At 68.1% G+C, this 26338-nt stretch carries 27 protein-coding genes and 1 tRNA gene; 9 read left to right on the forward strand and 19 right to left on the reverse strand.

Annotated features, from left to right (window positions below; all coding sequences use genetic code 11):
* Window positions 1–137: 137 nt before the first annotated feature.
* Together NC595_RS16575 and NC595_RS16580 are read right to left on the reverse strand one after the other, a co-directional pair.
* Window positions 138–743 (reverse strand): HAD family hydrolase, encoded by a 606-nt coding sequence (locus NC595_RS16575; protein WP_253568370.1) that lies wholly within the window; start codon window positions 741–743, stop codon window positions 138–140.
* A 76-nt stretch (window positions 744–819) separates the two neighbouring features.
* A tRNA-Leu gene (locus tag NC595_RS16580) sits at window positions 820–904 on the reverse strand.
* A gap of 208 nt (window positions 905–1112) precedes the next feature.
* Here NC595_RS16580 and rnr point away from each other — a divergent pair.
* From rnr to NC595_RS16595, 3 genes are read left to right on the forward strand one after another with little or no spacing between them, the layout of a single operon-like run.
* Window positions 1113–3758 (forward strand): ribonuclease R, encoded by a 2646-nt coding sequence (rnr, locus tag NC595_RS16585; RefSeq protein ID WP_253568909.1) that lies wholly within the window; start codon window positions 1113–1115, stop codon window positions 3756–3758.
* Window positions 3755–4501: a 23S rRNA (guanosine(2251)-2'-O)-methyltransferase RlmB gene (rlmB, locus tag NC595_RS16590; protein WP_253568372.1), complete on the forward strand. Its 747-nt coding sequence runs from the start codon at window positions 3755–3757 to the stop codon at window positions 4499–4501. Before rnr ends, rlmB begins: the two co-directional genes overlap by 4 nt.
* On the forward strand, window positions 4498–4779 hold the full coding sequence (locus NC595_RS16595; RefSeq protein ID WP_253568374.1) for a CBU_0592 family membrane protein: 282 nt from the start codon (window positions 4498–4500) through the stop codon (window positions 4777–4779). Before rlmB ends, NC595_RS16595 begins: the two co-directional genes overlap by 4 nt.
* Before the next feature lie 111 nt (window positions 4780–4890).
* On the opposite strand, the gene phoU is transcribed toward NC595_RS16595, so the two are convergent.
* The 6 genes from phoU to rnt form a co-directional block, all read right to left on the reverse strand.
* The gene (gene phoU, locus NC595_RS16600; protein WP_253568376.1) at window positions 4891–5613 is read right to left on the reverse strand and encodes a phosphate signaling complex protein PhoU; all 723 of its coding nucleotides are present in this window, start codon (window positions 5611–5613) and stop codon (window positions 4891–4893) included.
* Between the two features lie 52 nt (window positions 5614–5665).
* On the reverse strand, window positions 5666–6481 hold the full coding sequence (pstB, locus tag NC595_RS16605; protein ID WP_253568378.1) for a phosphate ABC transporter ATP-binding protein PstB: 816 nt from the start codon (window positions 6479–6481) through the stop codon (window positions 5666–5668).
* Window positions 6474–7340 (reverse strand): phosphate ABC transporter permease PstA, encoded by an 867-nt coding sequence (gene pstA, locus NC595_RS16610; protein WP_253568380.1) that lies wholly within the window; start codon window positions 7338–7340, stop codon window positions 6474–6476. The genes pstB and pstA overlap by 8 nt, the downstream gene beginning before the upstream one ends.
* Complete coding sequence (pstC, locus tag NC595_RS16615) at window positions 7340–8359, reverse strand: phosphate ABC transporter permease subunit PstC (protein ID WP_253568382.1); 1020 nt, start codon at window positions 8357–8359, stop codon at window positions 7340–7342. Before pstC ends, pstA begins: the two co-directional genes overlap by 1 nt.
* Before the next feature lie 147 nt (window positions 8360–8506).
* Window positions 8507–9529: a phosphate ABC transporter substrate-binding protein PstS gene (gene pstS / locus NC595_RS16620; protein WP_253568384.1), complete on the reverse strand. Its 1023-nt coding sequence runs from the start codon at window positions 9527–9529 to the stop codon at window positions 8507–8509.
* Window positions 9530–9650: 121 nt separating this feature from the next.
* Window positions 9651–10310 carry a ribonuclease T gene (gene rnt / locus NC595_RS16625; RefSeq protein ID WP_253568386.1) on the reverse strand — a complete coding sequence of 220 codons (660 nt, stop codon included), beginning with the start codon at window positions 10308–10310 and terminating at the stop codon, window positions 9651–9653.
* A gap of 201 nt (window positions 10311–10511) precedes the next feature.
* Here rnt and NC595_RS16630 point away from each other — a divergent pair, with 201 nt between their 5' ends.
* Window positions 10512–11759, forward strand: coding sequence for a porin (locus NC595_RS16630; protein ID WP_253568388.1), 1248 nt, complete (start codon window positions 10512–10514; stop codon window positions 11757–11759).
* Window positions 11760–11998: 239 nt separating this feature from the next.
* On the forward strand, window positions 11999–13321 hold the full coding sequence (locus tag NC595_RS16635; protein WP_253568390.1) for an OprD family outer membrane porin: 1323 nt from the start codon (window positions 11999–12001) through the stop codon (window positions 13319–13321).
* Between the two features lie 332 nt (window positions 13322–13653).
* Here the strand turns inward: NC595_RS16635 and nth are convergent, their stop codons facing one another.
* The 5 genes from nth to NC595_RS16660 all read right to left on the reverse strand — a co-directional run bounded on the left by nth (window position 13654) and on the right by NC595_RS16660 (window position 18465).
* Window positions 13654–14289: an endonuclease III gene (gene nth / locus NC595_RS16640; protein WP_253568392.1), complete on the reverse strand. Its 636-nt coding sequence runs from the start codon at window positions 14287–14289 to the stop codon at window positions 13654–13656.
* On the reverse strand, window positions 14286–14897 hold the full coding sequence (gene rsxB / locus NC595_RS16645) for an electron transport complex subunit RsxB (RefSeq protein WP_253568394.1): 612 nt from the start codon (window positions 14895–14897) through the stop codon (window positions 14286–14288). Before rsxB ends, nth begins: the two co-directional genes overlap by 4 nt.
* Entirely contained in the window at window positions 14894–15709 is an 816-nt protein-coding gene (locus NC595_RS16650) for a PA3715 family protein (protein ID WP_253568396.1), read from the reverse strand. Before NC595_RS16650 ends, rsxB begins: the two co-directional genes overlap by 4 nt.
* 65 nt (window positions 15710–15774) lie before the next feature.
* A complete protein-coding gene (gene metG, locus NC595_RS16655; RefSeq protein WP_253568398.1) occupies window positions 15775–17874 on the reverse strand; it encodes a methionine--tRNA ligase in 2100 nt (699 codons plus the stop codon).
* 126 nt (window positions 17875–18000) lie between these two features.
* Entirely contained in the window at window positions 18001–18465 is a 465-nt protein-coding gene (locus NC595_RS16660) for a DUF2147 domain-containing protein (protein ID WP_253568400.1), read from the reverse strand.
* Between the two features lie 169 nt (window positions 18466–18634).
* Here NC595_RS16660 and apbC point away from each other — a divergent pair, with 169 nt between their 5' ends.
* The 4 genes from apbC to NC595_RS16680 all read left to right on the forward strand — a co-directional run bounded on the left by apbC (window position 18635) and on the right by NC595_RS16680 (window position 21535).
* Window positions 18635–19729 (forward strand): iron-sulfur cluster carrier protein ApbC, encoded by a 1095-nt coding sequence (gene apbC, locus NC595_RS16665; protein ID WP_253568401.1) that lies wholly within the window; start codon window positions 18635–18637, stop codon window positions 19727–19729.
* On the forward strand, window positions 19726–20274 hold the full coding sequence (locus NC595_RS16670; protein WP_253568402.1) for an NADPH-dependent FMN reductase: 549 nt from the start codon (window positions 19726–19728) through the stop codon (window positions 20272–20274). The genes apbC and NC595_RS16670 overlap by 4 nt, the downstream gene beginning before the upstream one ends.
* A 103-nt stretch (window positions 20275–20377) precedes the next feature.
* Window positions 20378–20944: a dCTP deaminase gene (dcd, locus tag NC595_RS16675; RefSeq protein WP_017460385.1), complete on the forward strand. Its 567-nt coding sequence runs from the start codon at window positions 20378–20380 to the stop codon at window positions 20942–20944.
* A gap of 93 nt (window positions 20945–21037) precedes the next feature.
* Window positions 21038–21535 (forward strand): hypothetical protein, encoded by a 498-nt coding sequence (locus NC595_RS16680; protein ID WP_253568404.1) that lies wholly within the window; start codon window positions 21038–21040, stop codon window positions 21533–21535.
* Between the two features lie 25 nt (window positions 21536–21560).
* Here the strand turns inward: NC595_RS16680 and pcp are convergent, their stop codons facing one another.
* The 6 genes from pcp to pxpB are packed head-to-tail and all read right to left on the reverse strand — an operon-like array spanning window position 21561 to window position 26332.
* Window positions 21561–22214 carry a pyroglutamyl-peptidase I gene (gene pcp / locus NC595_RS16685; protein ID WP_253568406.1) on the reverse strand — a complete coding sequence of 218 codons (654 nt, stop codon included), beginning with the start codon at window positions 22212–22214 and terminating at the stop codon, window positions 21561–21563.
* A 20-nt stretch (window positions 22215–22234) separates the two neighbouring features.
* The gene (locus NC595_RS16690) at window positions 22235–23206 is read right to left on the reverse strand and encodes a 5-oxoproline transporter, DUF979 family subunit (RefSeq protein WP_253568408.1); all 972 of its coding nucleotides are present in this window, start codon (window positions 23204–23206) and stop codon (window positions 22235–22237) included.
* 3 nt (window positions 23207–23209) lie between these two features.
* Window positions 23210–23896 carry a DUF969 domain-containing protein gene (locus NC595_RS16695; RefSeq protein WP_253568410.1) on the reverse strand — a complete coding sequence of 229 codons (687 nt, stop codon included), beginning with the start codon at window positions 23894–23896 and terminating at the stop codon, window positions 23210–23212.
* Window positions 23893–24657 carry a LamB/YcsF family protein gene (locus NC595_RS16700; protein ID WP_253568412.1) on the reverse strand — a complete coding sequence of 255 codons (765 nt, stop codon included), beginning with the start codon at window positions 24655–24657 and terminating at the stop codon, window positions 23893–23895. The genes NC595_RS16695 and NC595_RS16700 overlap by 4 nt, the downstream gene beginning before the upstream one ends.
* Window positions 24654–25631: a 5-oxoprolinase subunit C family protein gene (locus NC595_RS16705; protein ID WP_253568413.1), complete on the reverse strand. Its 978-nt coding sequence runs from the start codon at window positions 25629–25631 to the stop codon at window positions 24654–24656. Before NC595_RS16705 ends, NC595_RS16700 begins: the two co-directional genes overlap by 4 nt.
* On the reverse strand, window positions 25628–26332 hold the full coding sequence (gene pxpB, locus NC595_RS16710; RefSeq protein ID WP_253568415.1) for a 5-oxoprolinase subunit PxpB: 705 nt from the start codon (window positions 26330–26332) through the stop codon (window positions 25628–25630). The genes NC595_RS16705 and pxpB overlap by 4 nt, the downstream gene beginning before the upstream one ends.
* Window positions 26333–26338: the final 6 nt, after the last annotated feature.

The raw sequence follows: 26338 nt of genomic DNA on the forward strand, positions 1-26338 counted from the left end.
CCAAGCTGGCCTTGGGCGCAGCCATGCGCAAGCTGCTGCATATCGCTTGGGGAGTGGTGCGTTCCGGCCTGCCGTTCGATCCCAATCGTGCCCTTGTCGGGGGGTAAGTAAGACGGTATCTACCGATCTGCGAGGGCTCAGGCCAGCGCGGCGTGCAGGCCGAGGCAGTCGGCGAAGTGCCAGTCGGCCAGGTCCGGCCAGCGGTTGTCGGGCAGGTTCACCAGTACCGAGCGCGCGCCGGCGGCGCGGGCGCTGGCGAGGTCGTAGGCGTAGTCGCCGACCATAGTCAGTTCGGCCGGATCGATCGACCAGCCGGTGGCGATGCGCTGCAGGCCGGCCGGGGACGGCTTGGGCGGTGCGTCCTCGCGGCCGAGCACGTCGGCGGCGGCGAAGCAGTCGGCCAGCCCGATCGCTTCGAGCGACAGCAATGCCAGCTCGCGCAGGTTGCGCGTGAGGATGCCGAGCCGGCAGCCACGTGCCGCCAGTGTGCGTACCAGCGGCACGGCGCCGTCGGCGGGGCGAGACGCCTTCGCCAGTGCGTATTCGTGCTCGAGCAGCCAGGCACGTTTGGCGTCGGCTTCCGGTGCGGGCAGGGCGGCGATATGGGCGAGGATGTCCTCGTCGTCGCGGATCTCCAGCGTGCGGCGGATCGCGGCGAAATCGTGTACGGCGATCGTCAGCGTGCCGTCCAGGTCGAACACCCAGTGCCGGTGCGAGGCCAGTGCGTGGCGCGTGGTCGTCATCGGCGGGTCACCCTCGGCGGCGCGCATGAACCGCAGAAACGACAAAGCCCGCATCGCTGCGGGCTTCGTCTACAATTGGTGCCCAGGAGAGGACTCGAACCTCCACGGTTTTACCCGCTAGTACCTGAAACTAGTGCGTCTACCAATTCCGCCACCTGGGCAGGTGCCGCGCAACCGTTCGGGCTGCGCGAGCCGCGTAGATTAGGCATCTACCCCAGGGTTGTCAACAATACGTCGATAAAAATTTTCCCCTGCTTCCGGACGATTTCCGTCCCGGAGGCCTTCAACCAAGGTAATTGAGTGACCCAGAAGAAAAACACGCGTGGCGGCAAGCGCCGCGCAGTCTCACCCGCCCGCGACGACACCCCCCTGCGGCCGTCCGGCAAGCCTCGCTCCAACGGCGGTGCGCCGCGCAAGGCTGCCGGCGCGGTCCGCGATCCGCAGGCCGAGCGCGAGGCGCAGCGCTACGAACGACCGATCCCCAGCCGCGAGGCGATCCTTTCGATGCTGGCCGAGCGTGGCGAATGGCTGAGCGAGGCGCGCATCGCCGAAACCCTGCAGCTCGACCATCCCACCGACCTGATGGCGCTGCGCAAGCGCCTGGGCGCGATGGTGCGCGACGGCCAGCTGCTGCAAGGGCGTCGCGGCGACTATGCGCCGGCACAGAAGCTCGACCTGATTCCCGGCCTGGTGATCGCCAACGCCGAGGGCTACGGTTTCCTGCGTCCGGACGAGGGCGGCGACGACCTCTACCTTTCGCCGCAGCAGATGCGTGCGGTGATGCACGGCGACCGCGTGCTGGCCAGCGTGGTCGGACTGGATCGCCGTGGCCGCCGCCAGGGCGCCATCGTCGAGGTGCTGCAGCGGCGATCGCCGCGGCTGGTGGGCCGGGTCACGGTGGAAAACGGCGTCACCGTGGTGGCGCCGGATGACCGCCGCCTGCTCCAGGACATCCTGATCCCGCCGGGCAAGGAGCTGGGCGCGAAGAACGGCCAGATCGTGGTGGTGGAGATCACCGACCCGCCGACTGCCCAGCGCGCGCCGCTGGGCGAGATCCGCTCGGTGCTCGGTGAACGCCTGCAGCCCTCACTGCTGGTGGAAATGGCGATCGCCAGCTACGACCTGCCCAGCGAATGGCCGGCCGCCGCGCTGCACGATGCGGCTCAGGTTGAGCCGGAAGTGACCGCGGCCGAGCGCGAGGGTCGCGTCGACCTGCGCAAGCTGCCGTTGGTCACCATCGACGGCGCCGATGCGCGCGATTTCGACGACGCCGTCTATGCCGAGCCACGTCGCGGTGGCGGCTGGCGGCTGATCGTGGCGATCGCCGACGTGTCGCACTACGTGCGCGTCGGCAGCGCGCTGGACAAGGAAGCGGTGGAGCGCAGCACCTCCACCTATTTCCCCGGTTTCGTGGTGCCGATGCTCCCCGAGTCGCTGTCCAACGGCATCTGCTCGCTCAACCCCAAGGTGGAGCGGCTGTGCATGGTGTGCGACATGCAGGTGGATGTGTCCGGCGAGGTCACCAAGTCGAAGTTCTACGACGCGGTGATGCTCTCGCACGCGCGCCTCACCTACGACAAGGTGTGGCAGGTGGTGGGGCTGAACGATCCCGATGCGCGCGACGAGGTCGCCGACGTGCTGCCGCAGCTGGAGAACCTGCACGCGCTGTACAAGGCGATGGCGCAGCAGCGCCAGCGTCGCGGCGCGATCGATTTCGAGACGCCGGAAGTGAAGTTCCGCCTCGACCAGCGCGGCGAGGTGGAGTCGATGGGCGCCACCGAGCGCAACGACGCGCACAAGCTGATCGAGGAATGCATGATCGCGGCCAACGTGCAGGCCGCGCTGTTCCTGGAAAAGAAGAAGATCCCTGCGCTGTTCCGCGCGCACGAGCCGCCGCCGGCGGAGAAGTACGAGGATCTGCAGCAGTTCCTGCGCGAGTTCAAGCTCAGCATGCCGCCGATCGCCGAAGTGGCGCCGGCGGATTTCTCCGAAGTGCTGCGGATGGTGCGCGAGCGCCCCGAGCGCGAGCTGATCCAGTCGGTGCTGCTGCGTGCGCAGAGCATGGCGGCGTACCAGCCGGACAACCGCGGCCACTTCGGCCTGGCGCTGAGTGCCTACGCGCACTTCACCTCGCCGATCCGCCGTTATCCGGATCTGCTGGTGCACCGGGCGATCCGCTACGCGCTCACCGGCGGCAAGCCGGAGAAGTACAGCTACACGCCGACCGAGATGGCCTCGCTGGCGGTGCACACCTCCCAGCGCGAGCGCCGCGCCGAGGAGGCCGAGCGCGACGTGGACGAGCGCTTCAAGTGCGCGTGGATGAGCAAGCACGTGGGCAGCGAGTTCGACGGCGTGGTCACCGGCGTCACCTCGTTCGGCCTGTTCGTCGAGCTGGACGACTCGAAGGTGTCTGGCCTGGTGCACATCAGCCAGCTGGCCAACGACTATTACCACTTCGATCCGCTGCGCAAGCTGCTCAAGGGCGAGAAATCCGGCGAGCAGTTTCGCCTGGGCGACCACGTGCGCGTGCAGGTGCTGCGCGCGAGCCTGGAGGATCGCAAGATCGACTTCCGGCTGGTGCCGCAGAAAAAGAAGGGCGTGCCGCCGCCGCGGACGGCCAAGGCTTACGACTATTCCGCCAGCGGCGAGCGCTACTCGCTGCCCAAGGCGGCCAAGCCGGCAGTGAAGGCGGAGAAGGCACCGGGAATGTTCGGCCGCGCGGCGAAGGCGATCGGTCGGGCGTTTGGACGTCGCGATGCAGAGCTGCCCGTGGCCGCGCCGGCGAGCGATAATCCGCCGCCGCGTTCCCGCACGCCGGCGCCGGCGGTCGAGCCGGCGCCGCGCAAGCGTCGTGGTGCGTCGTCGCAGGAGGCCCGCAGCCCGGGTGCACCGCGCAAGGGTGCCTCGGGCCCATCGTCCGGTGGACGCCGAAGCGAGGGCAGCAAGGCCGCGCCGGCCTCGGCCGGTGGGCGGAAGCGCGGCGGTCGTTCCTCGAAACCCAAAGGCAAGTCATGAGTGAGAGTTGGATCGTCGGGATCAACCCGGTCGAAGGTGCGCTGAGCAACGATGCCGAGCGCGTGCGCGAGGTGCTGGTGGAGCAGGGCCAGCGCAACGCGCGCGTGCAGGCGCTGGCCGAACAGGCCAAGGCGCTGAAGATTCCGGTGCACCATCGCCCGCGTGATCAGCTGGACAAGCTGGCGGGCGAAGCGCGGCATCAAGGCGTGGTGGCGCTGTACGAGCCGCCGCCGATGGCGCACGAGGGCGATCTCGCCAAGCTGATGGAACGCGATGGCGCCAACACGCTGGTACTGGTGCTCGACGGCGTGACCGACCCGCACAACCTCGGCGCCTGCCTGCGCAGCGCGGCGGCGGCCGGCGTCACGGCGGTGATCGTGCCGAAGGATCGCGCGGTCGGACTGACCCCCGTGGTGCGCCGTGCTTCGGCCGGCGGCGCCGATCGCGTGCCGCTGATCGCGGTGACCAACCTCGCCCGCACGCTGCGCGAGCTGAAGGACGCGGGCGTGTGGATCACCGGCCTGGCCGGCGACACCGACACCTCGATCTACGGCGTGGACTTCAAGGGGCCGGTGGCGCTGGTGCTGGGCAGCGAAGGCGAGGGCATGCGCCGGCTGACCCGCGAGCTGTGTGATTTCGTGGCGAAGATCCCGATGCCGGGCACGATGGAGAGCCTCAACGTGTCGGTGGCCACCGGCGTGGTGCTGTTCGAGGCCTTGCGTCAGCGGAGTGCGAAGCGATGACCTTTCACTGGTACGACCTGGCCGGCTACGCCGGCGTGCTGCTGATCCTGCTGGCCTACTTCCTGCTGCAGGCCCACCGGCTGCACGGCAACAAGCTGGCCTATCAGCTGATGAATATCGTCGGCGCGTTCGGCGTGCTGCTCTCGCTGGTGTTCGGCAGCTTCAACTGGTCGGCATTCCTGCTCGAAGTGGCGTGGATCGCCATCGGCATCTACGGCATCGTGCGCGGCGCCGCCCGCCGCCGCGAAGCACGCGAAAAGCCACTGCCCACCCCGTGACCCTCTGACCCGGTAGGAGCCCGCTCGCGGGCGACGCCTTTCGCTTTGCTGGCGCAGCACAGCCAGGGGCATCGCCCGCGAGCGGGCCCCTGCGGGCAGGGGCGTGGTGGCTTATTCGCCGAGCTTGGTCAGCTCCGGGCTGGAGGTGAAGTCGCGCTTCACCCGCTGCTTGTCCAGCGTCTCGCCGTGCACCTGGAACCAGATGCTCTCGGCGATGTTGGTGGCGTGGTCGCCGATGCGCTCGATGTTCTTGGCCATGAACAAGAGGTGCGTGCACGGCGTGATGTTGCGCGGGTCTTCCATCATGTAGGTGAGCAGCTGGCGGAAGTAGCCGGTGTATGCCTCGTCCAGCTCGGCGTCGCTCTTCCACACCTGGTAGGCGTGCTCGGCGTCCTGGTCGCGATAGGCCACCAGCACCTCCCGTACTTCGGAGGCGGCCAGCTTGGCCAGGTAGTCCAGGCCCTTGGTCGGCGAGATCGGGGCGACCATCGACAGCGGAATCGAGCGCTTGGCGACGTTGGCGGCATAGTCGCCAATGCGTTCGATGTCGGCGGCGATGCGCAGCGCGGCGAACACGTTGCGCAGGTCGCCGGCCATCGGCGCCCGCAGTGCCAGCAGGCGCACCACGTCGTGGCTGATTTCCTGCTCCAGCTGGTCGATCGCGTCGTCGTTGGCCACCACGCGCTGCGCGGCGCGCTCGTCGCGGCGGGCGATCACGTCGAGGGCCGACTCCAGCTGGGTCACCGACAGCTCGCCCATGCGCACGATCTCGCCGGTGAGGCGGGCCAGTTCGCTGTCGTAGCTCTTGATGATGTGCTCGCTGCCGCTACTCATGTCGGTACCTGCCTGTATGGGATGCCTGGAACGGGTGGAACACGGGGACGACTCAGCCGAAACGGCCGGTGATGTAGTCCTCGGTCTGCTTCTTGCTCGGCTTGGTGAAGATCTTCTCGGTGCCGTCGAACTCGATCAGTTCGCCCATGTACATGAACGCGGTGAGGTCCGAGCAGCGCGCCGCCTGCTGCATGTTGTGGGTGACGATGACGATGGTGAACTGGCTCTTGAGCTCCTCCACCAGTTGCTCGATGCGGCCGGTGGCGATCGGATCGAGCGCCGAGGTCGGCTCGTCGAGCAGCAGCACCTCGGGGCGCAGCGCGATGGCGCGGGCAATGCACAGGCGCTGCTGCTGGCCGCCGGACAGGCCGAGTGCGTTCTGCTTGAGCTTGTCCTTCACCTCGTCCCACAGCGCGGCGTCGCGCAGGGCCTTCTCCACCCGCACGTCCATGTCGGCGCGCGAGAGCTTCTCGTGGTGGCGGATGCCGTAGGCGACGTTCTCGAAGATCGTCATCGGGAACGGCACCGGTTTCTGGAACACCATGCCGACCTTGCTGCGCAGGCGGTTCATGGAGTACTTCGAGTCCAGCACGTTCTCGCCGTCGAGGATCACTTCGCCGCGCGCTTCCAGCTTCGGGTAGATCGCGTAGATGCGGTTGAAAATGCGCAGCAGGGTCGACTTGCCGCAGCCGGACGGGCCGATGATGGCCGTCACCTTCTTCTCCGGGATCGCCATGCTGATGCCTTTCAGCGCATGGAACCCGTTGTAGTAGAAGTGCAGGTCGTTGACCTGGATCTTGGTCGGCGCGACGGCCTCGGGGCTGGCCGCGGGCTGCGGGTGGAGGCCGGCGGCGGCGGACTCAGTCATGGGACACCTTGTTGCGGGAAAGGACCAGGCGGGAGGCGAGGCTGAGCAGCAGTACGAACATCGTCACCACGAAGGCGCCGGCCCAGGCCAGCGCGTGCATTGCGTCGCCGGGGTCGTTCGCGTACTGGTAGATGATCTGCGGCAGGCTGGCCATCTTGCTCATCGGGCTGAACACCATGAAGTTGTTGCCGAACGCGGTGAACAGCAGCGGTGCGGTTTCGCCGCTGATGCGCGCCAGCGCCAGCAGCACGCCGGTGATGATGCCCGAACGCGCCGCGCGGATCAGGATCTGCAGGGTCAGCTTCCACTGCGGCACGCCCAGCGACAGCGCCGCCTCGCGCAGCGTGGAGGGCACCAGGCGCAGCATTTCGTCGGTGGTGCGCACGATCACCGGCAGGGCGATCAGCGCCAGCGCCACGCCGCCGGCGAAGCCGGAGAAGGTGGTGTTGCCGTTGGTCAGCGTGGTGCTGGGCAGCACCACGATGGTATAGACGAAAAGGCCCATCACGATCGACGGCGCCGACAGCAGGATGTCGTTGAGGAAGCGGATCGTCTCGCCGAGTTTGGTGCGGTTGGCATACTCGGCCAGCCAGGTGCCGGCCAGCACGCCGATCGGGGTGGCGATGGCGATGCCGATGAAGTTGATGATCAGGCTGCCGACCATGGCGTTGGCCAGGCCGCCGTCCGATCCATAGGCGGTGATCTTGGTGAACAGCTTCAGGTCCAGCGCGCTGATGCCCTGGCGCAGGGTCTCGAACAGGATCCACGCGAGGAAGCCCAACCCGATCAGGGTGGCCAGCACGCTGAGCGACAGCGCGACCCAGTTGGTGATGCGGCGACGAAGGTAAAGGGTATTCATCACACGCCCTCCCGCTTCTTCAGCTGCGCGAGCATCAGCCGCGCGATCAGCAGCACGACGAAGGTAACCACGAACAGCAGGAACGCCAGCGCCATCAGGGTCGATTTCTGCAGGCCCACCGCCTCGCTGAACTGGTTGGCGATGGTCGAGGCGATCGACGCGCCCGGATCGAGCAGCGAGGCGGAAAGGTCCATCGCATTGCCGAGCACGAAGGTCACCGCCATGGTCTCGCCCAGCGCGCGGCCCAGGCCGAGGAACACGCCGCCGATGACCGCCGAGCGGGTGTACGGCAGCACGATGTCCCACATCACTTCCCAGGTGCTCGAGCCCAGTGCGTAGGCCGACTCCTTCAGCCGGGTCGGCACGGTCTGGAACACCTCGCGCATCACCGAGGAGATGAACGGGATGATCATGATCGCCAGCACGATGCCCGCGGTGAGCACGCTGGCGCCAAACGGATAGTTGCTGGCGAACAGCTTGCCGACAAATGGTACGTGTGCGGCCAGCCAGGACACCTTGCCGTCGTCCGGACTGTCGCCCAGGTAGCTGGTCAGCCACGGTTTGATGTGCTCGGAAAAAAACGGCGCGAAGATGAACAGGCCCCACATGCCGTAGATGATCGACGGGATGCCGGCCAGCAATTCGATCGCCGAGGCGACCGGCGTGCGCAGCCAGGGCGGGGCGACCTCGGACAGGTACAGCGCAATGCCGAAACTGACCGGCACGGCAATGATCAGGGCGATCAGCGAGGTGGCGATGGTGCCGTAGACCGGGACCAGTGCACCGTAGACGTCGTTGCCCGGATCCCATTCCGAGCTGACGAGGAAGTGCCAGCCGAAGGTGGCGAAGGCGTGGCGGCCGCCCCACAGGGTCGCTCCGGCGGCACCCAGCAGCGAGGCGAGCACCAGCAGCGCACAGCACATGAGCAGCCAGCGGAACCAGCGGTCGTGGCGCGCGTCGCGATGGTTGCGCTGGTCTCCGGTGGCACGGGTCGCGAGGGCGTCTGGGGCACTGGACATGGAACGGGCCGTCCTCTCGGTGGCTAAGGGCGCAAGGATAGCGGCGCCAGCAACGGAAAGCCGCCCCTGGACCTCCGGGGCGGCTGTTCGGGCGTCATCCGCAGGCCGACGGCGGGCAGGGCGCCGCCGTCGGCCGGGAGGACCATCTTACTTCTGGAAGTCCGAGGCCCAGTAGGCTTCGATCTGCTTCACCAGCGACGGCGGCAGCGGCACGTAGTCGAGCGAGGCGGCCTGCGGCTGGCCGTGCTCGTAGGACCACTTGAAGAAGTCGAACGCCACCTTGGTGTGCTCGGCATTCTTCGGCTGCTTGTACATGATCGCCCAGGTGGTGGCGGTGATCGGCCACGCGGTCTTGCCCGGCGCGTTGGTCATGATCAGGTTGAAGTCCTTGGCGTTCGCCCAGTCGGCGGTCGCGGCGGCGGCGGCGAAGGCGTCGGCGCTCGGCTTGACCACTTCACCGGCGGCGTTCTTCATGTCCACCCAGCTGATCTTGTTCTTCAGCGCGTAGGCGTACTCGACGAAACCGATCGAGCCCTTGATCTGGCGCACGTACTGCGACACGCCCTCGTTGCCCTTGCCGCCCACGCCGGTCGGCCAGTCCACGGAGGTGCCGAACTTGACCTGGGCGGCCCAGGCCGGGCTGACCTTGGTCAGGAAGTTGGTGAAGTTGTAGGTGGTGCCCGAGCCGTCCGAGCGGTGCACGACGGTGATCTTGCCCGCTGGCAGGTGCAGGCCGGCATTCAGTGCGGCAATCTTCGGGTCGTTCCAGTTGGTGATCTTGCCCATGAAGATCTCGGCCAGGGTCGGGCCGTCAAGCTTGATCTGGTCGGACTGGATGCCGGCGATGTTGACCACCGGCACGATGCCGCCGACGACCAGCGGGAACTGGCCCAGGCCGAACTTCTTCAGGTCCTCGCCGCTCAGCGGGGCGTCGGACGCGCCGAAGTCGATGGTGCCGGCCTTGATCTGCGCGATGCCCGCGCCCGAACCGACCGACTGGTAGTTGAGCTGGTTGCCGGTCTTGGCGGCATAGGCGGCCGACCACTTGGTCAGGACCGGGTAGACGAAGCTGGAACCGGCACCGGTGATGTCGGTGGCCTGAGCAGCGGCGACGCTGAACAGCGACGCGGCAGCGATCAGGGCAATGCGGGATTTGGTCGAGGTCAACACGGTAGCTCCTTGAGGAGGAAAGACACGGGAGGAAGGCCCGTCCTTTCCCCATTAGAGGGGTGACGTGTTGCAATGAAATGAGATGAATGTTTCAGCCGTGTGACAACCTGTCATCCGGCCGTCACAGCACCCCTTCGCCGATCGCCTCGCGCTCGAAGATTTCCAGCCGGCGCCAGCGGTTGATGATGCCGCAGAACAGCTCGGCGGTGCGCTCGGCATCGTAGACCGCCGAGTGCGCCTCGCGGCTGTCGAAGCTCTGGCCCGCTGCCAGCACCGCCTTGCTCAGCACCGTCTGGCCAAACGCCAGGCCGCTCAGGGTGGCCGTATCGAAGCAGCTGAAGGGGTGGAAAGGGTTGCGCTTGTGGCCCACGCGGCGCACGGCGGCATTCAGGAAACCCAGGTCGAAGGCGGCGTTGTGTCCCACCAGCACGGCGCGCTGGCAGTGCTGGTGGCGCATGGCGTGGCGTACCTCGTTGAAGATGTGGTCCAGCGCCTGGCGCTCGGCGAGGGCGCCGCGCAGCGGATTGTCCGGATCGATGCCGGTCACTTCCAGCGAGCGGGGATCCAGGTTGGCGCCGGGGAAGGGCTCCACGTGCGCCGACACGGCCGGGAGAGGGTGCAGGTAGCCTTCCGCGTCCATCGTCAGGGTCACGGCGGCGATTTCCAGCAGGGCATCGCGTTCGGCGTCGAACCCGCCGGTCTCGACGTCCACGATGACCGGGAGAAAGCCGCGGAAGCGGTCGGCCATGCGGGTGGCAAGGCTCTTGTTGAGGTCGTCCATCGACCAAGCATATCAGCCGTCCCGTGGCAGCCCGGAGACGGCGGAGCACCTTGCCGCAATGCCCGGCCTGACTTTGTCCTGTCATCTGGATGGAACTACTCCGTAAGAACTTGCGCGCAAGATGTTGCGAATTCGCTTCAGCCGGTCGGCCGTATGGCCCGACCGCCGGGGCGCTTATGCCCATCCAGTGGAGACCTACCCATGCGTTCCAAGTTGCTCGTGGCTGCGATTGCAGCTGGCCTCGGCTTCAGCAGCCTTGCCGGTGCCCAGACCTCCAAGGCCCCATCGGCCGCCTCCCATGCCGAGATCGAGACCCTGAAGGCCCAGCTCGCCGCCATGCAGGCGAAGCTCGATGACCTCGAGCAGCGCGCCGATGCCCAGTCCGACATCAATGTCAGCACCGGGCAGGCCATCGAGAAGGTCCAGGCTGCCGGCAACAACGACAAGAAACTGGCCAGGCTGGAGAAGCTGGTGAACGACACGACCATCGGCGGCAAGATGTACGTCGACTTCTCGAACATCGACCAGAAGAACAGCGACAGTGGCAAGACCGCAGCCTCCGGCACCGGCTTGGACGTGAAGCGCTTCTATCTGAGCGTCACCCACAACTTCGACGACATCTGGTCGGCCAACCTGACCACCGATTTCAATTATGTCGGCAGCGACGGCCAGACGAACCTGTTCGTCAAGAAGGCCTACGTGCAGGGCAAGTTCGACCAGGCCGCCGTGCTTCGCCTGGGTTCGGCGGACATGCCGTGGATCCCGTTCGTGGAAAACCTCTACGGCTACCGCTATGTGGAGAACACCCTGATCGATCGCCTCAAGTACGGCAATTCGGCCGACTGGGGCGTGCACCTGGGCGGTGACGTCGGCGCCGGCAAGTCGGTGAACTACGCGGTGTCGGTGGTCAACGGCAATGGTTACAAGAATCCGGGCCGTTCCAAGAGCGTGGATGTGGAGGGGCGCGTCGGCTTCGTGCCGTTCGAGAACATGACTGTCGCCGTCGGCGGCTACTCCGGCAAGCTCGGCAAGGACGTCCAGGGTGTTGCCACGCCGAACCGCGCCACCCGCGGGGACATCCTGGTGGCCTATGCCAGCAAGCAGTTCCGCCTCGGCGCCGAGTACTTCACCGCCAGCGACTGGAACAACGTGCTGACGCCCTACACCGACAAGGCCGATGGCTACTCGGTCTGGGGCAGCGTGGCGGTGGTCGACGGGGTCAGCCTGTTCGCGCGCTACGACAACGCCAAGCTGAGCAAGAACCGCGACGGTGCGGCCAGGGACGCGTATTACAACGCCGGCGTCGAGTTCCAGGTGACCAAGGGCTTCAAGCTGGCCGGCGTTTGGAAGCACGAAAAGGCCGACAAGACCGTAGGCACCCCGGTGCCGCCGCACGTGCAGAACCTGAAGACCAACGAGATCGGCGTTTTTGGCGAAGTCGCCTTCTGATCGCCGGGCCCGGTAGGGTGGTTCGGGGCGGTCGGCATGCCCGCCCCGGGCCGATGTTGGATGCGTCGCCGCTGCCGGGTACCCGGGCAGCGGCATGTCGTCTTTCTGTCATAATTAGTGTGTGCAGCTGTAACACGCGGCGTGGATGATGTTAAGCCGATGACAACAATTGGCCGGGCAGCACACCTGTCCGGTCGTCTTGCTCGGCCACATCACCTTCAGTCCCGGAGTCACACGCCATGCGTAACAACCTGATCGCCGCTGCCGTCGCCGTTGTGCTGGGCAGCCTCAGCTTCGGCGCTCACGCCGACACCACCGGCAACATCTTCAAGGATGGCCACGTCGATGGGGAGCTGCGCCTGTACAACTTCGACCGCATCTACTCCACCAGCGCGGTGCCGGATGCCCATGCCCTGTCGGGCGCGGTGCTCCTGAATGCGCAGACGGCCGACTTCGGTGGCGGCTTCAGCCTCGGCGGTTCGCTGGTCAGCGCCAATGCGTTCGGTTCGCAGGCGTCCAGCATGTCCAAGATCGACACCACGCTGATGGGTCCGACCAACTCGGTCAGTGCGCTCAGCCAGGCCTATGTGCAGTACAAGGCGAACAACGTGCTGGTGCGCGCCGGCCAGCAGTACCTCAACACGCCGTGGATGGGCTCGAGCGACTCGCGTGTGCTGCCTGCCTCGTATCAGGCGGCGATGGTCGACTTCAAGCCGGCCAAGGGCTGGGACCTGGTGGCCCTGCGCAGCTTCGGCTGGAAGAGCCGTACCTCCGATTCGTTCCACTTCGACAACCTCTACTACCCGCCGACCTACCGCGGTGACTCGTCCTACGGTGGCATCGGCGGCCTGCCCGCCACCGCGCGCGCCGCACGGGGTGCCTGGGCAGCCGGCGCCGTGTATGCCAACGGCGGCTTCAAGGGCCAGGGGTGGTACTACGACTTCATCGACTTCGCCCACATGGGCTATGTCGACGGTACCTACACCTTCAAGACCGGTACCGGGTTCGACCCGTTCATCGCCGCGCAGTACGTCGACGAGACCGGCGGTTCGGGCACCCGTCTGGTTCAGAACAACGTCGCGCTGTTCGGCGTGGCCGGCAGCAAGGTCAAGAGCCGCGCCTGGGGCACCGACGTCGGCGTCAACATCCCGCACGGCAAGTTCGAGGCGGCATACAACAAGATCGACCGGCAGTCCGGTGCGGTCGGTGACGGCGCGCTGATCTCGCCCTATACCGCCGCGTACGCCACCGACCCGCTGTACACCACCTCGATGATCCGCGGTCTGGTGGAGCAGGGTCCGGGCCACGCCTGGAAGACCAAGCTCACCTACAACCTGCTGAATGACAAGCTCAACGTGATGGTGGCCTACGCCAAGTACACCACCGAGCATCGCGGCAACAGCCACAACGTCTATGTCGATCTCACCTACAGTCTCGACGGTGTGCTCAAGGGCCTGTCCCTGCGCAACCGCTGGGAGCGTTCGACCGGCGGCGCCAACGGCCTGAACCCGGGCAACGGCTCGTTCACGTACAACCGCGTGATGATCGCCTACAAGTTCTAAGCGATCATGGCGACGCCGCCGGATACGGCGTCGCCCCCTTGACGGCAGGTCATGACGGGGTCGCCGTACCGATGAAGTTCGGACGGTCGACACGAGACGGTCATCTTCCTGCGCCAAGCTTGGCCGGTAGTTCGATTATCGGAAGGGAGTTCGACCCAGGGACGGAAAAACGGCGGGCAGCAGCCCGCCGTTTGCTTTTTTTTTGCGTCGAGCCAGCGCCACATGTCTTGCAGGAGCCCGCTCGCGGGCGATGCCTTTCGCTCTGATCGACATTCAGAGCCAGGAGCATCGCCCGCGAGCGGTATCTACAGGGGCTTCCCGCGTGGCGCGGATCAGGCTGGCGTCTTGTCCTTGAACCGGCACAGGTCGCGGATCACGCAGTTCGGGCAATCCGGCTTGCGCGCCTTGCATACGTAGCGGCCATGCAGGATCAGCCAGTGGTGGGCATCGAGCTTGAACTCGGCCGGTACCACCTTTTCCAGCTTGTCCTCGACCGCTCGTACGTCCTTGCCCGGTGCCAGCCCGGTGCGGTTGGCGACGCGGAAGATGTGCGTGTCCACCGCGATGGTCGGTTCGCCGAAGGCGGTGTTGAGCACCACGTTGGCGGTTTTTCGACCCACGCCGGGCAGCGCCTCCAGCGCCGCGCGCTCGCGCGGCACCTCGCTGCCATGCTGTTCGACCAGGATCCGGCACAGGGCCATCACGTTCTTCGCCTTGGCGTTGAACAGGCCAATGGTGGAGATGAAGGTCTTCAGCTTGTCTTCGCCCAGCGCGAGGATCGCCTCGGGCGTGTTGGCGACCGGGTAGAGCCGGCGCGTGGCCTTGTTCACGCCGACGTCGGTGGCCTGCGCCGAAAGCACCACGGCGACCAGCAGCTCGAACGGCGTGGTGTAGTCCAGTTCGGTGGTGGGCCTGGGATTCAGCTCGCGCAGGCGGGTAAACAGCTCGACGACATCGGCACGCTTCACGTGGGGTTTCCCTGCTTCTTCGCCCTGGCGCGCGCGAGCGCGGCCAGCACCGGGTTGGCGGGCGAGGCGGCTGCGTCCACTGCGGCCTTGCGCGCGGCCAGCTCGGCTTCCTGCGCCAGCCGCTCGCGTTCGAGCCGTGCCTCGCGACGCCGGAAATGCGTGCGCGCGGCGTCGGCGCGGGCGGGGTCGTTCACCCAGGCCTGCGGCATCGGTTCGAGCACGATGCAGTCGACCGGGCAGGCCGGCACGCAAAGCTCGCAGCCGGTGCAGTCGTCGGCCAGCACGGTGTGCATCAGCTTGGCCGCGCCGACGATGGCATCGACCGGGCACGCCTGGATGCACTTGGTGCAGCCGATGCAGTCGGCCTCGACGATGCGTGCAAGTGTGCGCGGCTTTTCCACGCCGTGCGCCGGGTCCAGCGGCAGCGCCGGCTGTCCGAGCAGGGCGGCCAGCCGGGCAATGCCGGTGGCGCCGCCGGGCGGGCAGCGGTTGATCGGCGCCTCGCCCGCGGCGATCGCCTCGGCGTAGGGGCGGCAACCGTGGAAGCCGCACTGCTCGCACTGGGTCTGCGGCAGGATCGCGTCGATGCGGTCGGCCAGGGTTGTCACTGCAAGGACGCCAACTCTTTCGGTACGACGTAGTGCTGGCCGTCGTAGTGCAGACGCGCCTTGATCGGCCTGTGCTTGCCGGGCGTGTCCGTACATTGTTGGTGGCTGTCGAGGCGACTGGCGTGGGTGTCATCCGATCCGCTGATATCGATGTCGGCCAGGCCACGCGTCATGGCGTCGCCGGTGCTCAGAAGCAGATGCCGGGAGTCGAACGTTCCAGCGCACTGGGTATCCCAATCGCCGTTGCTGCGTGACACCGCCAGCCCATCCAGCACGGTGCGAAGCTTGCCGTTGATAACGGCGTAGAGCGACAGGTCGACTTCTTCGAACGGATCGGGGCCCGAGCTGCCCTCCAGCGTCTTGCGGATTCCGAACGCCAGCGTTCCCGGCGCGAGCCGGTAGCGAGCGGTGTCCAGCTTGATGTCTTCGATCCGAATGGCGTCGTCGTCCATGTAGCCGGGCAGACGCAGGCGTTGCAGCAGCTTCAAATTCCCGCTGTCGAGCAACAGCAGATCGAGGTCGCCTTCATTGCCCTGGTCCGACCCGGGTGACATCAACGGCACCAGGGCCAGGGTCAGTTCGGGGTGTTCCGGCCACACCTTGCAAACGACGTCCCCGGCGTCGCCAATGTCGTCACTCGATGGGGTGATGCTCCTTTCCCCCAAGCGGTAACCGCCATCCGGGTCGGGCCTGGCATTGGGATAGGCATGGCGCACGATGGCGTCGGCTTGCGCGCATGCGGCCCTCGCCAGCGTCGCGTGCATACCGCACAGGAGCAGGACGAGGATCGGCAACGTGCGGGCGAAAGGCATGTGTTGACGTCCTGGCAGCCTGGGGGTCGAAACCGCTCGACTCAGCGTCTGGGTGATGCGCGCTATCAGCGGACGGTGGCGCCCGGCCTGGCGCCCTGGTCGGCGTCCAGCAGGAACAGGTCGCTGCCGCCCTCGCCGGCGGACAGGATCATCCCCTGGGACAGGCCGAAGCGCATCTTGCGCGGCGCCAGGTTGGCGATGAACACCACGTTGCGGCCGACCAGCTTGTCCGGCTCGCCGTAGGCGGCACGGATGCCGGAGAAGATCTGCCGGGTGCCCAGCGGGCCGGCGTCCAGCTCGAAACGCAGCAGCTTGTCCGAGCCCTCGACGAATTCGCACACGGTCACCTTGCCCACGCGCAGGTCGAGCTTGGCGAAATCGTCGATACCGATGGTCGGGGCGACGGCGGCGGCTTCGGGGGTGGGTGGTGCGGTGTTCTCGGTCATGGCGTTCTTTTCGGTCTTGCGGGGGGCGGGGGCGGCCGCTGCGGGGGCGGCCAGGGATTCCTTCGAGGCTTCGACCATGGCGTCGATCTGCTTGGGATCGAGACGGCCGAGCAGCGGCTCGAACGGGGCAATGATGTGGTTGTGCAGCGGCGCGCGGGCGCTGTCGAAATCGAGGATCGGCGCTGCAAGGAACTGTTCGGCCGCGGTCACCGTGGCCGGCACGATCGGCTTGAGCAGGCCGCCGAGCAGGCGGAACGCGGCGATCGCGAACGAGCACACCTGGTGCAGTTCGAGCCGGCGCGACTCGTCCTTGGACAGCGTCCACGGCGCGGTGGCGGCGATGTGGCCGTTGACCAGGTCTGCCATGGTCACGAAGCGGCGGGTGACCTCGGCGAACAGCCCGCGGTCGTACAGCTCGGCGATGCCGTCGTAGTGCTCCAGCAGGCGGTTCCACAGCTCCGCCTCGGTGCTGCCGAAGCGCTCGGCGAGCTGGCCGTCGAAGAACTTGTGCACGAAGCCGGCGGTGCGGCTGGCGATGTTCACCCACTTGCCGACCAGGTGCGAGTTGACGCGTTCCTCGAAGGCCTTCAGGTCGAGGTCCACGTCCACCGGTGCGTCGTCGAGCATGGTGGCGAAGTAGTAGCGCAGGCACTCCGGGTTCAGGCCCACGTCCAGATACGTGCGGGCCTGGATGAAGGTGCCGCGCGACTTGGACATCTTCGCGCCGTTGACGGTGAGGTAGCCGTTGACGTGCAGCGCGGTCGGCACGCGGAAGCCGGCGCCGTGCAGCATGGCAGGCCAGAACAGACCGTGGAAATTGATGATGTCCTTGCCGATGAAGTGGTGCATCTCGGCGGCGCTGTCCGGGCCGAGGTAGGCGTCGAAATCGGTGCCGGTGCGCTCGCACAACGCCTTGAAGCTGGCCAGGTAGCCGACTGGCGCGTCCAGCCAGACATAGAAGAACTTGCCCGGCGCGTCGGGGATCGGAAAGCCGAAATAGGGCGCGTCGCGCGAGATGTCCCAGTCCTTCAGGCCGCCGTCCAGCCACTCGCGCAGCTTGGCGGCGACGCCGCTGTCGGCCACCGGCTGGCCGCCGGAGTATTTGCCGGCGAACCAGTCGCGCAGCAGACCCTCGAACTTGGACAGCTCGAAGAAGTAGTGCTCGGACGCGCGCAGCACCGGCGTAGCGCCGGACATCACCGAGTACGGGTTGATCAGGTCGGTCGGTGCGTAGGTGGCACCGCAGTTCTCGCAGTTGTCGCCGTACTGGTCGGGCGTCTTGCACACCGGGCAGGTGCCCTTGATGTAGCGGTCCGGCAGGAACATCTGCTTGTCCGGATCGAACAGCTGCTGGATGTCGCGGCGGGCAATGAAGCCGCCGTCGCGCAGGCGCGTGTAGATCAGTGTCGCCAGCTCGCGGTTTTCGTCCGAATGAGTGGTGTGGTAGTGGTCGAAGTCCACGCCGAACGCGGCGAAATCCGCCTCGTGGCCGGCACGGATGCCGGCAATGTAGTCCTCCGGCGCCAGGCCGGCCTTCTCCGCCGCCAGCATGATCGGCGTGCCGTGCGCGTCGTCGGCGCAGACGTAGATCGCCTCGTGGCCGGCCATGCGCTGCGCCCGCACCCAGATGTCGGCCTGGATGTAGCCCAGCAGGTGGCCCATGTGCAGCGGGCCATTGGCGTAGGGCAGGGCGTTGGTGACGAGGAGGCGTCGGCTCATGGCGGCTTGCTTGGCTTTGATGACCGCAGATTATGGCATGGCCGTCCAAAGCGTCCGACCGGTCCATGCCGCAAACAAAAGGCCCACCAGGTGGCGGGCCTTCGGGTTCCACGGAAGCGGGAAACGTCAGTTCTGCCGTTCCCACACCTGCGAGCGGCCGATCAGGGCGAAGCCGATGTAGCCGTGCACGTCGAGCTTCTGGCCGCCGTCGAGCATCTTCAGGCGTACCTTGTAGACCTTGCCGGTCTTCGGGTCGAGGATCTTGCCGCCGTCCCACACGTCGTCGTCCTTGCTCACGCCCCACATGATGTTCATGCCCTCGATCGGCTGGTTGTGGCGCTCGCCGTCGCACTTCTTGCAGATCGGTTCGGCGCCGTCGCGGGCGATGTCCTCGGGGCTGCGGTTGAGCAGCTTGACGATGTGCGCCTGGAGCTCGCCGTTGTGGTCGGTGATCTCGACGATCGACTTGGCCATGTGGGTCTCGTCGTCGATGGTTTTCCAGGTGCCGACCGGAGTGTCGTTGGCGGCGAACGCGGAACCGGCGATCAGCAGCAGGCCGGCGGCGAGGGTGAGGCGGGACAGCAGGGTCATGGGTTTCCTCCCGTACGAATGCGTATGGCGACGAGACTGGCGAGGGCCGGGGAGAGCGTCAAGCTGCAATGCGCAAGAGCCGCCCGGGGCCACCGGGCCATGATCCAGCGCAGCCGGTGACGCCGGCATGACTGGCATAATTGCACTCTTTCCCCGCAAGAAAGCCCCCATGACGCAGGCAAACGAAGCCCTGGTGCGCGAACTGCTCGCCGCGCTCACCGACCCCCATACAGGCGCGCTGCTGGCCGAGTCCGTGCGCGCCATCGGTGTGGATGGCGACCGCGTGTCGGTCGACGTCCAGCTCGGCTATCCCGCGGCCTCTGTGACGGCGGAGCTTGCCGCGCAGGTGCGCCAGGCACTGGAAGCCCATCCGGCGGTCGCCGCGGCGGCGGTGTCGGTCGGCAGCCGGGTCCAGGTGCACAAGGTGCAGGGCCAGCTGGCGCCGCTGCCGAACGTGAAGAACATCATCGTGGTCGCCTCCGGCAAGGGCGGCGTGGGCAAGTCCACCGTCTCGGCGAACCTAGCGCTGGCACTGGCCGCCGAGGGCGCGAAGGTCGGCATCCTCGATGCCGATATCTACGGCCCCAGCCAGCCGCGCATGCTCGGCCTGTCCGGCAAGCCGGAATCCCCGGACGGCAAGACCATCGTTCCGCTCCAGGCGCACGGCTTGCAGGCGATGTCGATCGGCTTCCTGGTCGACGAGGAGACCCCGATGATCTGGCGCGGCCCGATGGTCACCCAGGCGATGATGCAGCTGCTCGGCGACTCGCGCTGGGAACAGCTCGATTATCTGGTGGTCGACCTGCCGCCGGGCACCGGCGACATCCAGCTCACGTTGTCGCAGAAGGTGCCGGTGGCCGGTGCGGTGATCGTCACCACGCCGCAGGACATCGCCCTGCTGGACGCGCGCAAGGCGCTGAAGATGTTCGAGAAGGTCGAGGTGCCGGTTCTGGGCGTGGTGGAAAACATGGCCACCCACGTCTGTTCGAACTGCGGCCACGAGGAACACATCTTCGGCGAGGGCGGCGGCCGGCGCATGGCCGAGCAATATGGCGTGGCCTACCTGGGCTCGTTGCCGCTGGACATCCGTATCCGCGAACAGGCCGATGGCGGCAATCCCACCGTGGTGGCGATGCCCGATTCCGACCTCGCCGCGCGCTACCGCGAGATCGCGCGCAACACCGCTGGCCGGCTGTCGCGCCAGCCGCGCAACAAGTCGCTGGGCCTGGGCAAGGTGGTGGTGCAGGGCGCGCCGTCGGCATGACGGCCGCCGCACGCCGTCGCGTGCTGTGCCTGGCAGGCAGCTTGCGGGCGGTGTCGGCGAACAGGAGCGTGCTGGAGGCCGCGCGTGAACTGGCGCCGGCCTCGCTGGAGCTGGTTCTCTACGACGGTCTCGCAGCGCTGCCCTGGTTCAATCCGGACGACGAGCGGGATCCCCTGCCCGGAGCCGTCACCGGCCTGCGCGAGCAGGTCGCCGCCAGCGACGCGCTGCTGATCGCCTGTCCGGAATATGCGCACGGCGTGCCCGGTGCGTTCAAGAACCTGCTGGACTGGCTGGTCGGCTGCCCGCGGTTTCCGGGCAAGCCGGTGGCCCTGCTCAACGCCTCGGCGCGCGGATCCCATCATGCGCAGGACGCGCTTCGCGAGATCCTGCGAACGATGTCGGCCGAGCTGCTGGACCGAGTGTCCGGCACCGTGCCCTTGCCGGGTACGGGCTGCGACCGGGCATATGTGCTTGCCCAGCTGGAACCGCGCGGCGAGCTGGAGGCCCTGCTGAAGCGGCTTGCGCGGGCGCTCGAGAGCGCCTGATCGGCCCGATGCTGGTCTGTCGGGCCGTTTCGCGTGGTATTTTTCCGGGTCTTTGCGGCAGCCGAATGCTTCGGTTGCCCACCACCCGACGACCGGAGCGCGCGTGAGCATCAAACCCGACAAGTGGATCCGCCGGATGGCCGAGCAGCACGGCATGATCGAGCCGTTCGAGCCCGGCCAGGTGAAGATGCGCGATGGCGAGAAACTGGTGTCCTACGGCACCTCCAGCTACGGCTACGACGTGCGTTGCGCGCGTGAGTTCAAGATCTTCACCAACATCAACTCCACCATCGTCGACCCGAAAGCGTTCGACCCGACCAGCTTCGTCGACGTGGAGGCGGACGTGTGCATCATTCCACCGAACTCGTTCGCGCTGGCGCGCACGGTGGAGTACTTCCGCATCCCGCGCGACGTGCTGGTGGTGTGCCTGGGCAAGAGCACCTACGCGCGCTGCGGCATCATCGTCAACGTCACGCCGCTGGAGCCGGAGTGGGAAGGCCATGTGACGCTGGAGTTTTCCAATACCACGCCGCTGCCGGCCAAGATCTACGCCAACGAAGGCGTGGCGCAGATGCTGTTCTTCGAGTCCGACGAATCGTGCGAGACCAGCTACCGCGACCGCGGCGGCAAGTACCAGGGCCAACAGGGCGTGACCCTGCCGCGCACCTGAATGTTCGCTGGCGACGTCGATCGCCGCGCATCGCGCGCGCCGTACCGGCGCTACACTCCCCCAGTTGTGATGAATGCCTTGCAGGAGATCCGCATGACCCGTCTTTCCTCCCTCGCTGGCCGGCTGGCGATGGCTTTCCTTGTCGGCGGCACTGTGCTGTTGGCGGGCTGCCACCGCGGCGCGACCAAGGAACAGGTAGCTGCGCTCGAGTCCAAGGGCCAGTTCGACACCGTGATCAAGGCGTACAAGGGCGGCCAGTTCCTGGTCGACGGCGCGGTGCTTTCTGCCCTCGATACGGGCAGCCACTTCGCCTATCTGAAGGAAGTGGGCAAGCTGCCCAAGAGCGTGCTGCTGGTGCCCAGCGACGACTACTCGATCCGCAAGGAGCATCTGCAGTACCTGGCGCGGATGCAGCTGGATTACGGTTTCGTCGCCTACTACGACAAGAAGGGCACCCTGGTGCAGATCAATCCCGAGGAAACCAAGACCCGCAGGCTCGAGGACTACCACGGTCCGGCCAAGATGGACGACCAGATGAAAGGCAAGGACGCGGCAGGCTCCAGCATGGAAGACCGCTCGCAGGGTTACTGAGGCGGTTCCTCGCGGGTGCGACGGCTCAGCTGATCGTGCCCGCCGCCAGCCGGGCATCCGTCCGGACACGCGCGGCCGTGCGCAGGGCGACCAGCAGACCCCTGCGCACATCCTCCAGCGACATGCTCGGCGCATGCGCATGCGACACCGCCTGGTCCGGCAGGAAGGGAATGTGCAGGAAGCCGGTGCGCACGCCACGCTGGCGCGCCGTGTAGTGCGCCATGGCGTAGGCGATGTGGTTGCACACGTAGGTGCCGGCCGTGTTCGAGATTTCCGCCGGCAGCCCCTCCTCGCGCAACGCGGCGAGCATCGCCTTGATCGGCAGGCTGCTGAAATAGGCGGCCGGTCCGCCGGCCACCACCGGCTCGTCCACCGGCTGTGCGCCGGCATTGTCGGGGATGCGCGCGTCGTTGACGTTGATCGCCACCCGCTCGAGCGACAGCCGGCTGCGGCCGCCGGCCTGGCCCACGCCCAGCGCGATCGCCGGACGCTCCTCGCGCAGCGCGCGCCGAAGCGCCCTCAGCGAGGCGGCGAACTCGGTCGGCAGCTGCAGTGCGACGATGCGGTGGCCGGCGATCCGGCGGCCGTGCAGCGCGCTGACTGCTTCCCACGAGGGGTTTACCGTCTCGCCGCCGAACGGGTCGAAGCCGGTGAGCAGGATGCGAGGTGTTTGGGTCATGGTCGGTCGGTCTCGACGGTTCAGTGGCGGAATACCAGCAGCGCCATCAGCGCCAGGTTCACCGCCAGCAGCACCAGCGCGGTGACTACCTGGGCACGGATCACGCCGTACGGCGAGCGCAGTTCGAGCAGCGCGGCCGGTACCAGGTTGAAGTTCGCCGCCATCGGCGTGAGCAGGGTGCCGCAGTAGCCGCACAGCATGCCCAGGGCGCCCAGCGTGGCGGGGTTCGCCCCGTAGTGCTGCACCAGCAGCGGCAGGCCGATGCCGGCGGTCATCACCGGGAAGGCGGCGAACGCGTTGCCCATGATCACGGTGAACAGCACCATGCCCAGCCCGTAGGCCAGCAGGCAGGCCATGGCGCTGCCCGTCGGGAGCGCATCGGTGGTGAGCTGGGCGATCGCGTCGCCCACGCCGCTGCGGGTGAATACCTGGCCCAGCGCGGCCAGCAGCACCGGCAGCAGCACGGCCCAGCCCATGGTGTCGAGCAGGCGGCGGCCTTCCAGCAGGCCCAGAGACGGCGCCTCGCGGGTCACCGCGGCCGCCGCGAACAGGGCCAGCACGCACGCCAGTGCCAGCCCGGTGAGGGTCATCTGCACCGGGTCGAACAGCTGCCAGCCGTGCCACTGCAGCTTCGCCCCGCCCAGTGCCACGCCGACAGTCACCAGCGGGATCAGCAGGGCCGGCAGGAACAGCCGGTGGCCGAGACACGCGGCCGACGCCGTGCGCTGCGCCGGGGTGGTCTGCTCCGCCGGGCGACGATGGCCCAGCTTCGGCGCGATCAGCGCCACCGCGATGACCGCCAGGCCGGCCAGCTGCGCCGGCAGCGGATGGCCGGCATGCGCCGCGTCGAGTACGGCCCCGCCAGTGCCGAACAGCGCGGCCAGGATCAGCCAGAACGCGCCGCGCCAGGCCTCGCGCTCGCGCAGGTTGCGCCAGCCGGCGTAGGCCATGAACAACGCCAGCAGCAGGTGCACGTGTTCGACGCGGAGCATCGTTCAGGTCCCCTGCCGGGTCGCGGCGCGACGCCGCAGATGGCGCTGGAACAGCGCGATCTGCACGCCGTGGACGACGGACGCGGCGATCGCCGTCGGCAGGGCCCACAGCGCGATCGAAAGCGGCGTCAGCTCGATGCCGTGCTGGCTGTAGAAGCCCTGGATCAGCAGCACTGCGCCCAGCGCGATGAACACGTCCTCGCCGAAGAAAAGCCCGACGTTGTCGGTGGCGGCGCACAGTGCACGCAGGCGGTCGCGCTCGGCCTCCGGCAGCGCCGGATCGATGCGCTCGGCGGCCGCCTCGGCCATCGGTGCCAGCAGCGGGCGCACCGTCTGCGCCGGTCCGGCCACGCTCTGCAGGCCGATCATCGACAGCACCTGGCGCCCCAGCAGGTAGCCGACCAGCAGCCGCGCCAGGGTCATCCCGCGCAGGCGGTCCATCCATGCACGCGCGTGTTCGCGCAGGCCGGCGCGCTCCAGCAGGCCGATCGCCGGCAGCGTCATCACGATGATCAGCAGGATGCGGCTGGAGGCGAAGCTGGTACCCAGCAGGGCCAGCAGGTCCGGCACGCTCATCCCGGAGAGCAGGCCGCTGGTCACCGCCGCGGTGACCACCACCAGAACCGGGTTGAAGCGCAGCACGAAGCCGAGCGCGATCACTGCCACGCCGAGCAGGGGCCACCCGTTCACGCGACCCCCGGGGAGACGATGCGCAAGCCTGCTTGTTCCAGCGCGGCGCGCAGGCTGCGCGCGAACGCCACGGCATGCGCGCCGTCGCCGTGCAGGCAGAGCGTGTCGGCTTCCAACTGCACCGCCGTGCCGTCGACCGCGGTGACCGCGCCGTCCACGGCCATGCGCAGCGCCTGCGCGGTGGCCTCGGCGTCGTCGGTGATCACCGCGTCCGGTTCGCGGCGCGGCTGCAGCGAACCGTCGGCGCGATAGCGGCGGTCGGCGAAGGCCTCGGACACCACCGCCAGCCCCGCCGCGCGCCCGGCATCGAGCAGCGCCGAGCCGGCCAGGCCGAACAGCCGCAGCGTGGGATCGAACGCGCGCACGGCGTCGGCGATCGCGTCGGCCAGCGCGCGGTCGCGGGCGGCCATGTTGTAGAGCGCGCCGTGCGGCTTGACGTGGGCGACGGTCGCACCGGCCGCGCGGGCGAAGCCGTGCAGGGCGCCGAGTTGGTACAGCGTCATCGCGTGCACCTCGGTCGGCGACACCGTCATTTCGCGGCGGCCGAAACCCTGCAGGTCCGGCAGCGAGACGTGGGCGCCGATCGCCACGCCGCGGGCGGCCGCCTCGGCCACCGTGCGCTGCATGATCGCGGGGTCGCCGGCGTGGAAGCCGCAGGCGATGTTGGCCGAGCTGACCAGGGCGAGCAGGGCGCTGTCCTCGCCCATCCGCCAGGCGCCGAAGGATTCGCCGAGGTCGCAGTTGAGATCGATGCGTTTCATCGTTCCGATTCTCCCCGGTCGAGTACCCGCTGCACCAGCCGTTGCAGGTCGCGCTCGCGCGCGTTTTGCCGCTCCAGCGCCTCGTCGAGCGTGATCGATACGAATTGCACGGCGTCGCCCGGCCTGCGCTGCGCCAGGGTCGGCAGATCGACGGCGGCGACCTGGCCGATGCGCGGATAGCCGCCGGTGACCGGCGCCTCGGCCAGCAGGGCGATCGGCTGACCGGACGGCGGCAGCTGCACGGTGCCGGGCAGCACGGCTTCGGACACCAGCTCCAGCGGGGCGGCCAGCGCCAGCGCCTCGCCCTCAAGTCGCGCGCCGGTGCGGTTGCTGGAGGCGGCGAGGCGGAACGGCTGGCGGTGCAGCCGCTCGCGGGACGCCGCATCGAGCCGGTCGGCATGGCTGCCCGGCAGCAGCGCAAGCGGCCCCAACGCGAAGTCGAACCAGGGCTGTGGATCGACGCCCCAGCGGCGGATGCGCAGCTGATCGATCGCTTCGATTCCGCCGGTCTCGTCCAGCGGCAGCACGTCGCCGGCGACCAGCGCGCGCCCGCCGAGCGGCCCGAGCCGGGCATGCAGGTCCACGCTGCGGCTGCCGAGCACCGCCGGCACGGCGAAGCCGCCGCGTACCGCCAGGTAGCTGCGGCAGCCCTGGCGCATGCCGCGCAGGCGCAGCACGCTGCCGGCGGGCAGGTCGACCGCGGTCCACGGCGGCAACGGGCGCTCGCCCACGCTCGCGTCGATCGGTGCGCCGGTCAGGGCGATCCGCGCCGCGCGCTCGAAGCACAGGGTCGGCCCCTGCAGGGTGATCTCCAGCGCGGCCTCGCCGCCGGTATTGCCGACCAGCGCGTTGGCCAGCCGCCACGCCGGACCGTCCGCCGCCCCGGCGCGCCCGATGCCGAGCGCCGCGTGGCCGGGGCGGCCGGCGTCCTGCAGCGTGGTCAGCAGGCCGGAGCGCAGCGCCTGCACGCTCATCGCCCGGGCTCCGCCCAGAGTGCATCGAAGCGCGCAGCGTCGATCGACGCGAAGCGCACGCGGTCGCCCGGGCGCAGCGCGGCCGGTTCGTCCGCGGCGGGGTCGAACAGCCGCAGCGGCGTGCGTCCGATCAGCTGCCAGCCGCCGGGCAGGGCGTCGGGATAGATACCCGTCTGCGCCCCGCCGATCGCCACGCTGCCGGCGGGCACGCGGGTGCGCGGATCGGCCCGGCGCGGTACCGCCAGCACGGGGTCGAGGCCGAGCAGGTACGGGAAGCCCGGTGCGAAGCCGAGCATCGCCACGCGGTAGTGCCCGGCGGCGTGGCGGGCGACCACTTCTTCGGCGCCCAGCCCGGTCAGCCGGGCGACCTCGGCAAGATCGGGGCCGGCGTCGCCGCCATAGCAGACCGGCACGGTCACCTCGCGCGCCGACGGCGATGCGGCATCCGGCGACGCCAGGGCGGCCATCGCGGCCTCGCCCACGGCCTGATGCGGCGCCGGTCCGCCCGGCGTTCGCCACGATCCGGCATCGAACCGCAGCAGCACGCTGGCGTAGGCGGGCACGCACTCCACGTCGGGCAACGCGCGCATGAGCACCGCGGTGGCGGCCAGCACGCGGTCACTGGTGCCCGGGGCGATGCCCTCGCCGACGTGCAGCAGCAGCGCGTCCTCGGCCAGGGGTTCGCAGCGGATCGGCGCCATCGGTGG

Origin of the sequence: Dyella lutea (genome assembly GCF_024158035.1) — a bacterium.
Taxonomy (GTDB): Bacteria; Pseudomonadota; Gammaproteobacteria; order Xanthomonadales; family Rhodanobacteraceae; genus Dyella_A; species Dyella_A lutea.

Excerpts from the sequence above, each read along its gene's own strand:
- metG (WP_253568398.1), bottom strand. The coding sequence starts at position 17,874 with ATGAGCCGACGCCTCCTCGTCACCAACGCCCTGCCCTACGCCAATGGC.
- NC595_RS16700 (WP_253568412.1), bottom strand. The coding sequence starts at position 24,657 with ATGAAACGCATCGATCTCAACTGCGACCTCGGCGAATCCTTCGGCGCC.
- apbC (WP_253568401.1), top strand. The coding sequence starts at position 18,635 with ATGACGCAGGCAAACGAAGCCCTGGTGCGCGAACTGCTCGCCGCGCTC.
- NC595_RS16575 (WP_253568370.1), bottom strand. The coding sequence starts at position 743 with ATGACGACCACGCGCCACGCACTGGCCTCGCACCGGCACTGGGTGTTC.
- NC595_RS16690 (WP_253568408.1), bottom strand. The coding sequence starts at position 23,206 with ATGCTCCGCGTCGAACACGTGCACCTGCTGCTGGCGTTGTTCATGGCC.
- NC595_RS16650 (WP_253568396.1), bottom strand. The coding sequence starts at position 15,709 with ATGCCTTTCGCCCGCACGTTGCCGATCCTCGTCCTGCTCCTGTGCGGT.
- NC595_RS16705 (WP_253568413.1), bottom strand. The coding sequence starts at position 25,631 with ATGAGCGTGCAGGCGCTGCGCTCCGGCCTGCTGACCACGCTGCAGGAC.
- NC595_RS16680 (WP_253568404.1), top strand. The coding sequence starts at position 21,038 with ATGACCCGTCTTTCCTCCCTCGCTGGCCGGCTGGCGATGGCTTTCCTT.
- pstC (WP_253568382.1), bottom strand. The coding sequence starts at position 8,359 with ATGTCCAGTGCCCCAGACGCCCTCGCGACCCGTGCCACCGGAGACCAG.
- pxpB (WP_253568415.1), bottom strand. The coding sequence starts at position 26,332 with ATGGCGCCGATCCGCTGCGAACCCCTGGCCGAGGACGCGCTGCTGCTG.
- NC595_RS16660 (WP_253568400.1), bottom strand. The coding sequence starts at position 18,465 with ATGACCCTGCTGTCCCGCCTCACCCTCGCCGCCGGCCTGCTGCTGATC.
- NC595_RS16630 (WP_253568388.1), top strand. The coding sequence starts at position 10,512 with ATGCGTTCCAAGTTGCTCGTGGCTGCGATTGCAGCTGGCCTCGGCTTC.
- NC595_RS16635 (WP_253568390.1), top strand. The coding sequence starts at position 11,999 with ATGCGTAACAACCTGATCGCCGCTGCCGTCGCCGTTGTGCTGGGCAGC.
- pstA (WP_253568380.1), bottom strand. The coding sequence starts at position 7,340 with ATGAATACCCTTTACCTTCGTCGCCGCATCACCAACTGGGTCGCGCTG.
- pstB (WP_253568378.1), bottom strand. The coding sequence starts at position 6,481 with ATGACTGAGTCCGCCGCCGCCGGCCTCCACCCGCAGCCCGCGGCCAGC.
- rnt (WP_253568386.1), bottom strand. The coding sequence starts at position 10,310 with ATGGACGACCTCAACAAGAGCCTTGCCACCCGCATGGCCGACCGCTTC.
- NC595_RS16595 (WP_253568374.1), top strand. The coding sequence starts at position 4,498 with ATGACCTTTCACTGGTACGACCTGGCCGGCTACGCCGGCGTGCTGCTG.
- rlmB (WP_253568372.1), top strand. The coding sequence starts at position 3,755 with ATGAGTGAGAGTTGGATCGTCGGGATCAACCCGGTCGAAGGTGCGCTG.
- pcp (WP_253568406.1), bottom strand. The coding sequence starts at position 22,214 with ATGACCCAAACACCTCGCATCCTGCTCACCGGCTTCGACCCGTTCGGC.
- phoU (WP_253568376.1), bottom strand. The coding sequence starts at position 5,613 with ATGAGTAGCGGCAGCGAGCACATCATCAAGAGCTACGACAGCGAACTG.
- NC595_RS16670 (WP_253568402.1), top strand. The coding sequence starts at position 19,726 with ATGACGGCCGCCGCACGCCGTCGCGTGCTGTGCCTGGCAGGCAGCTTG.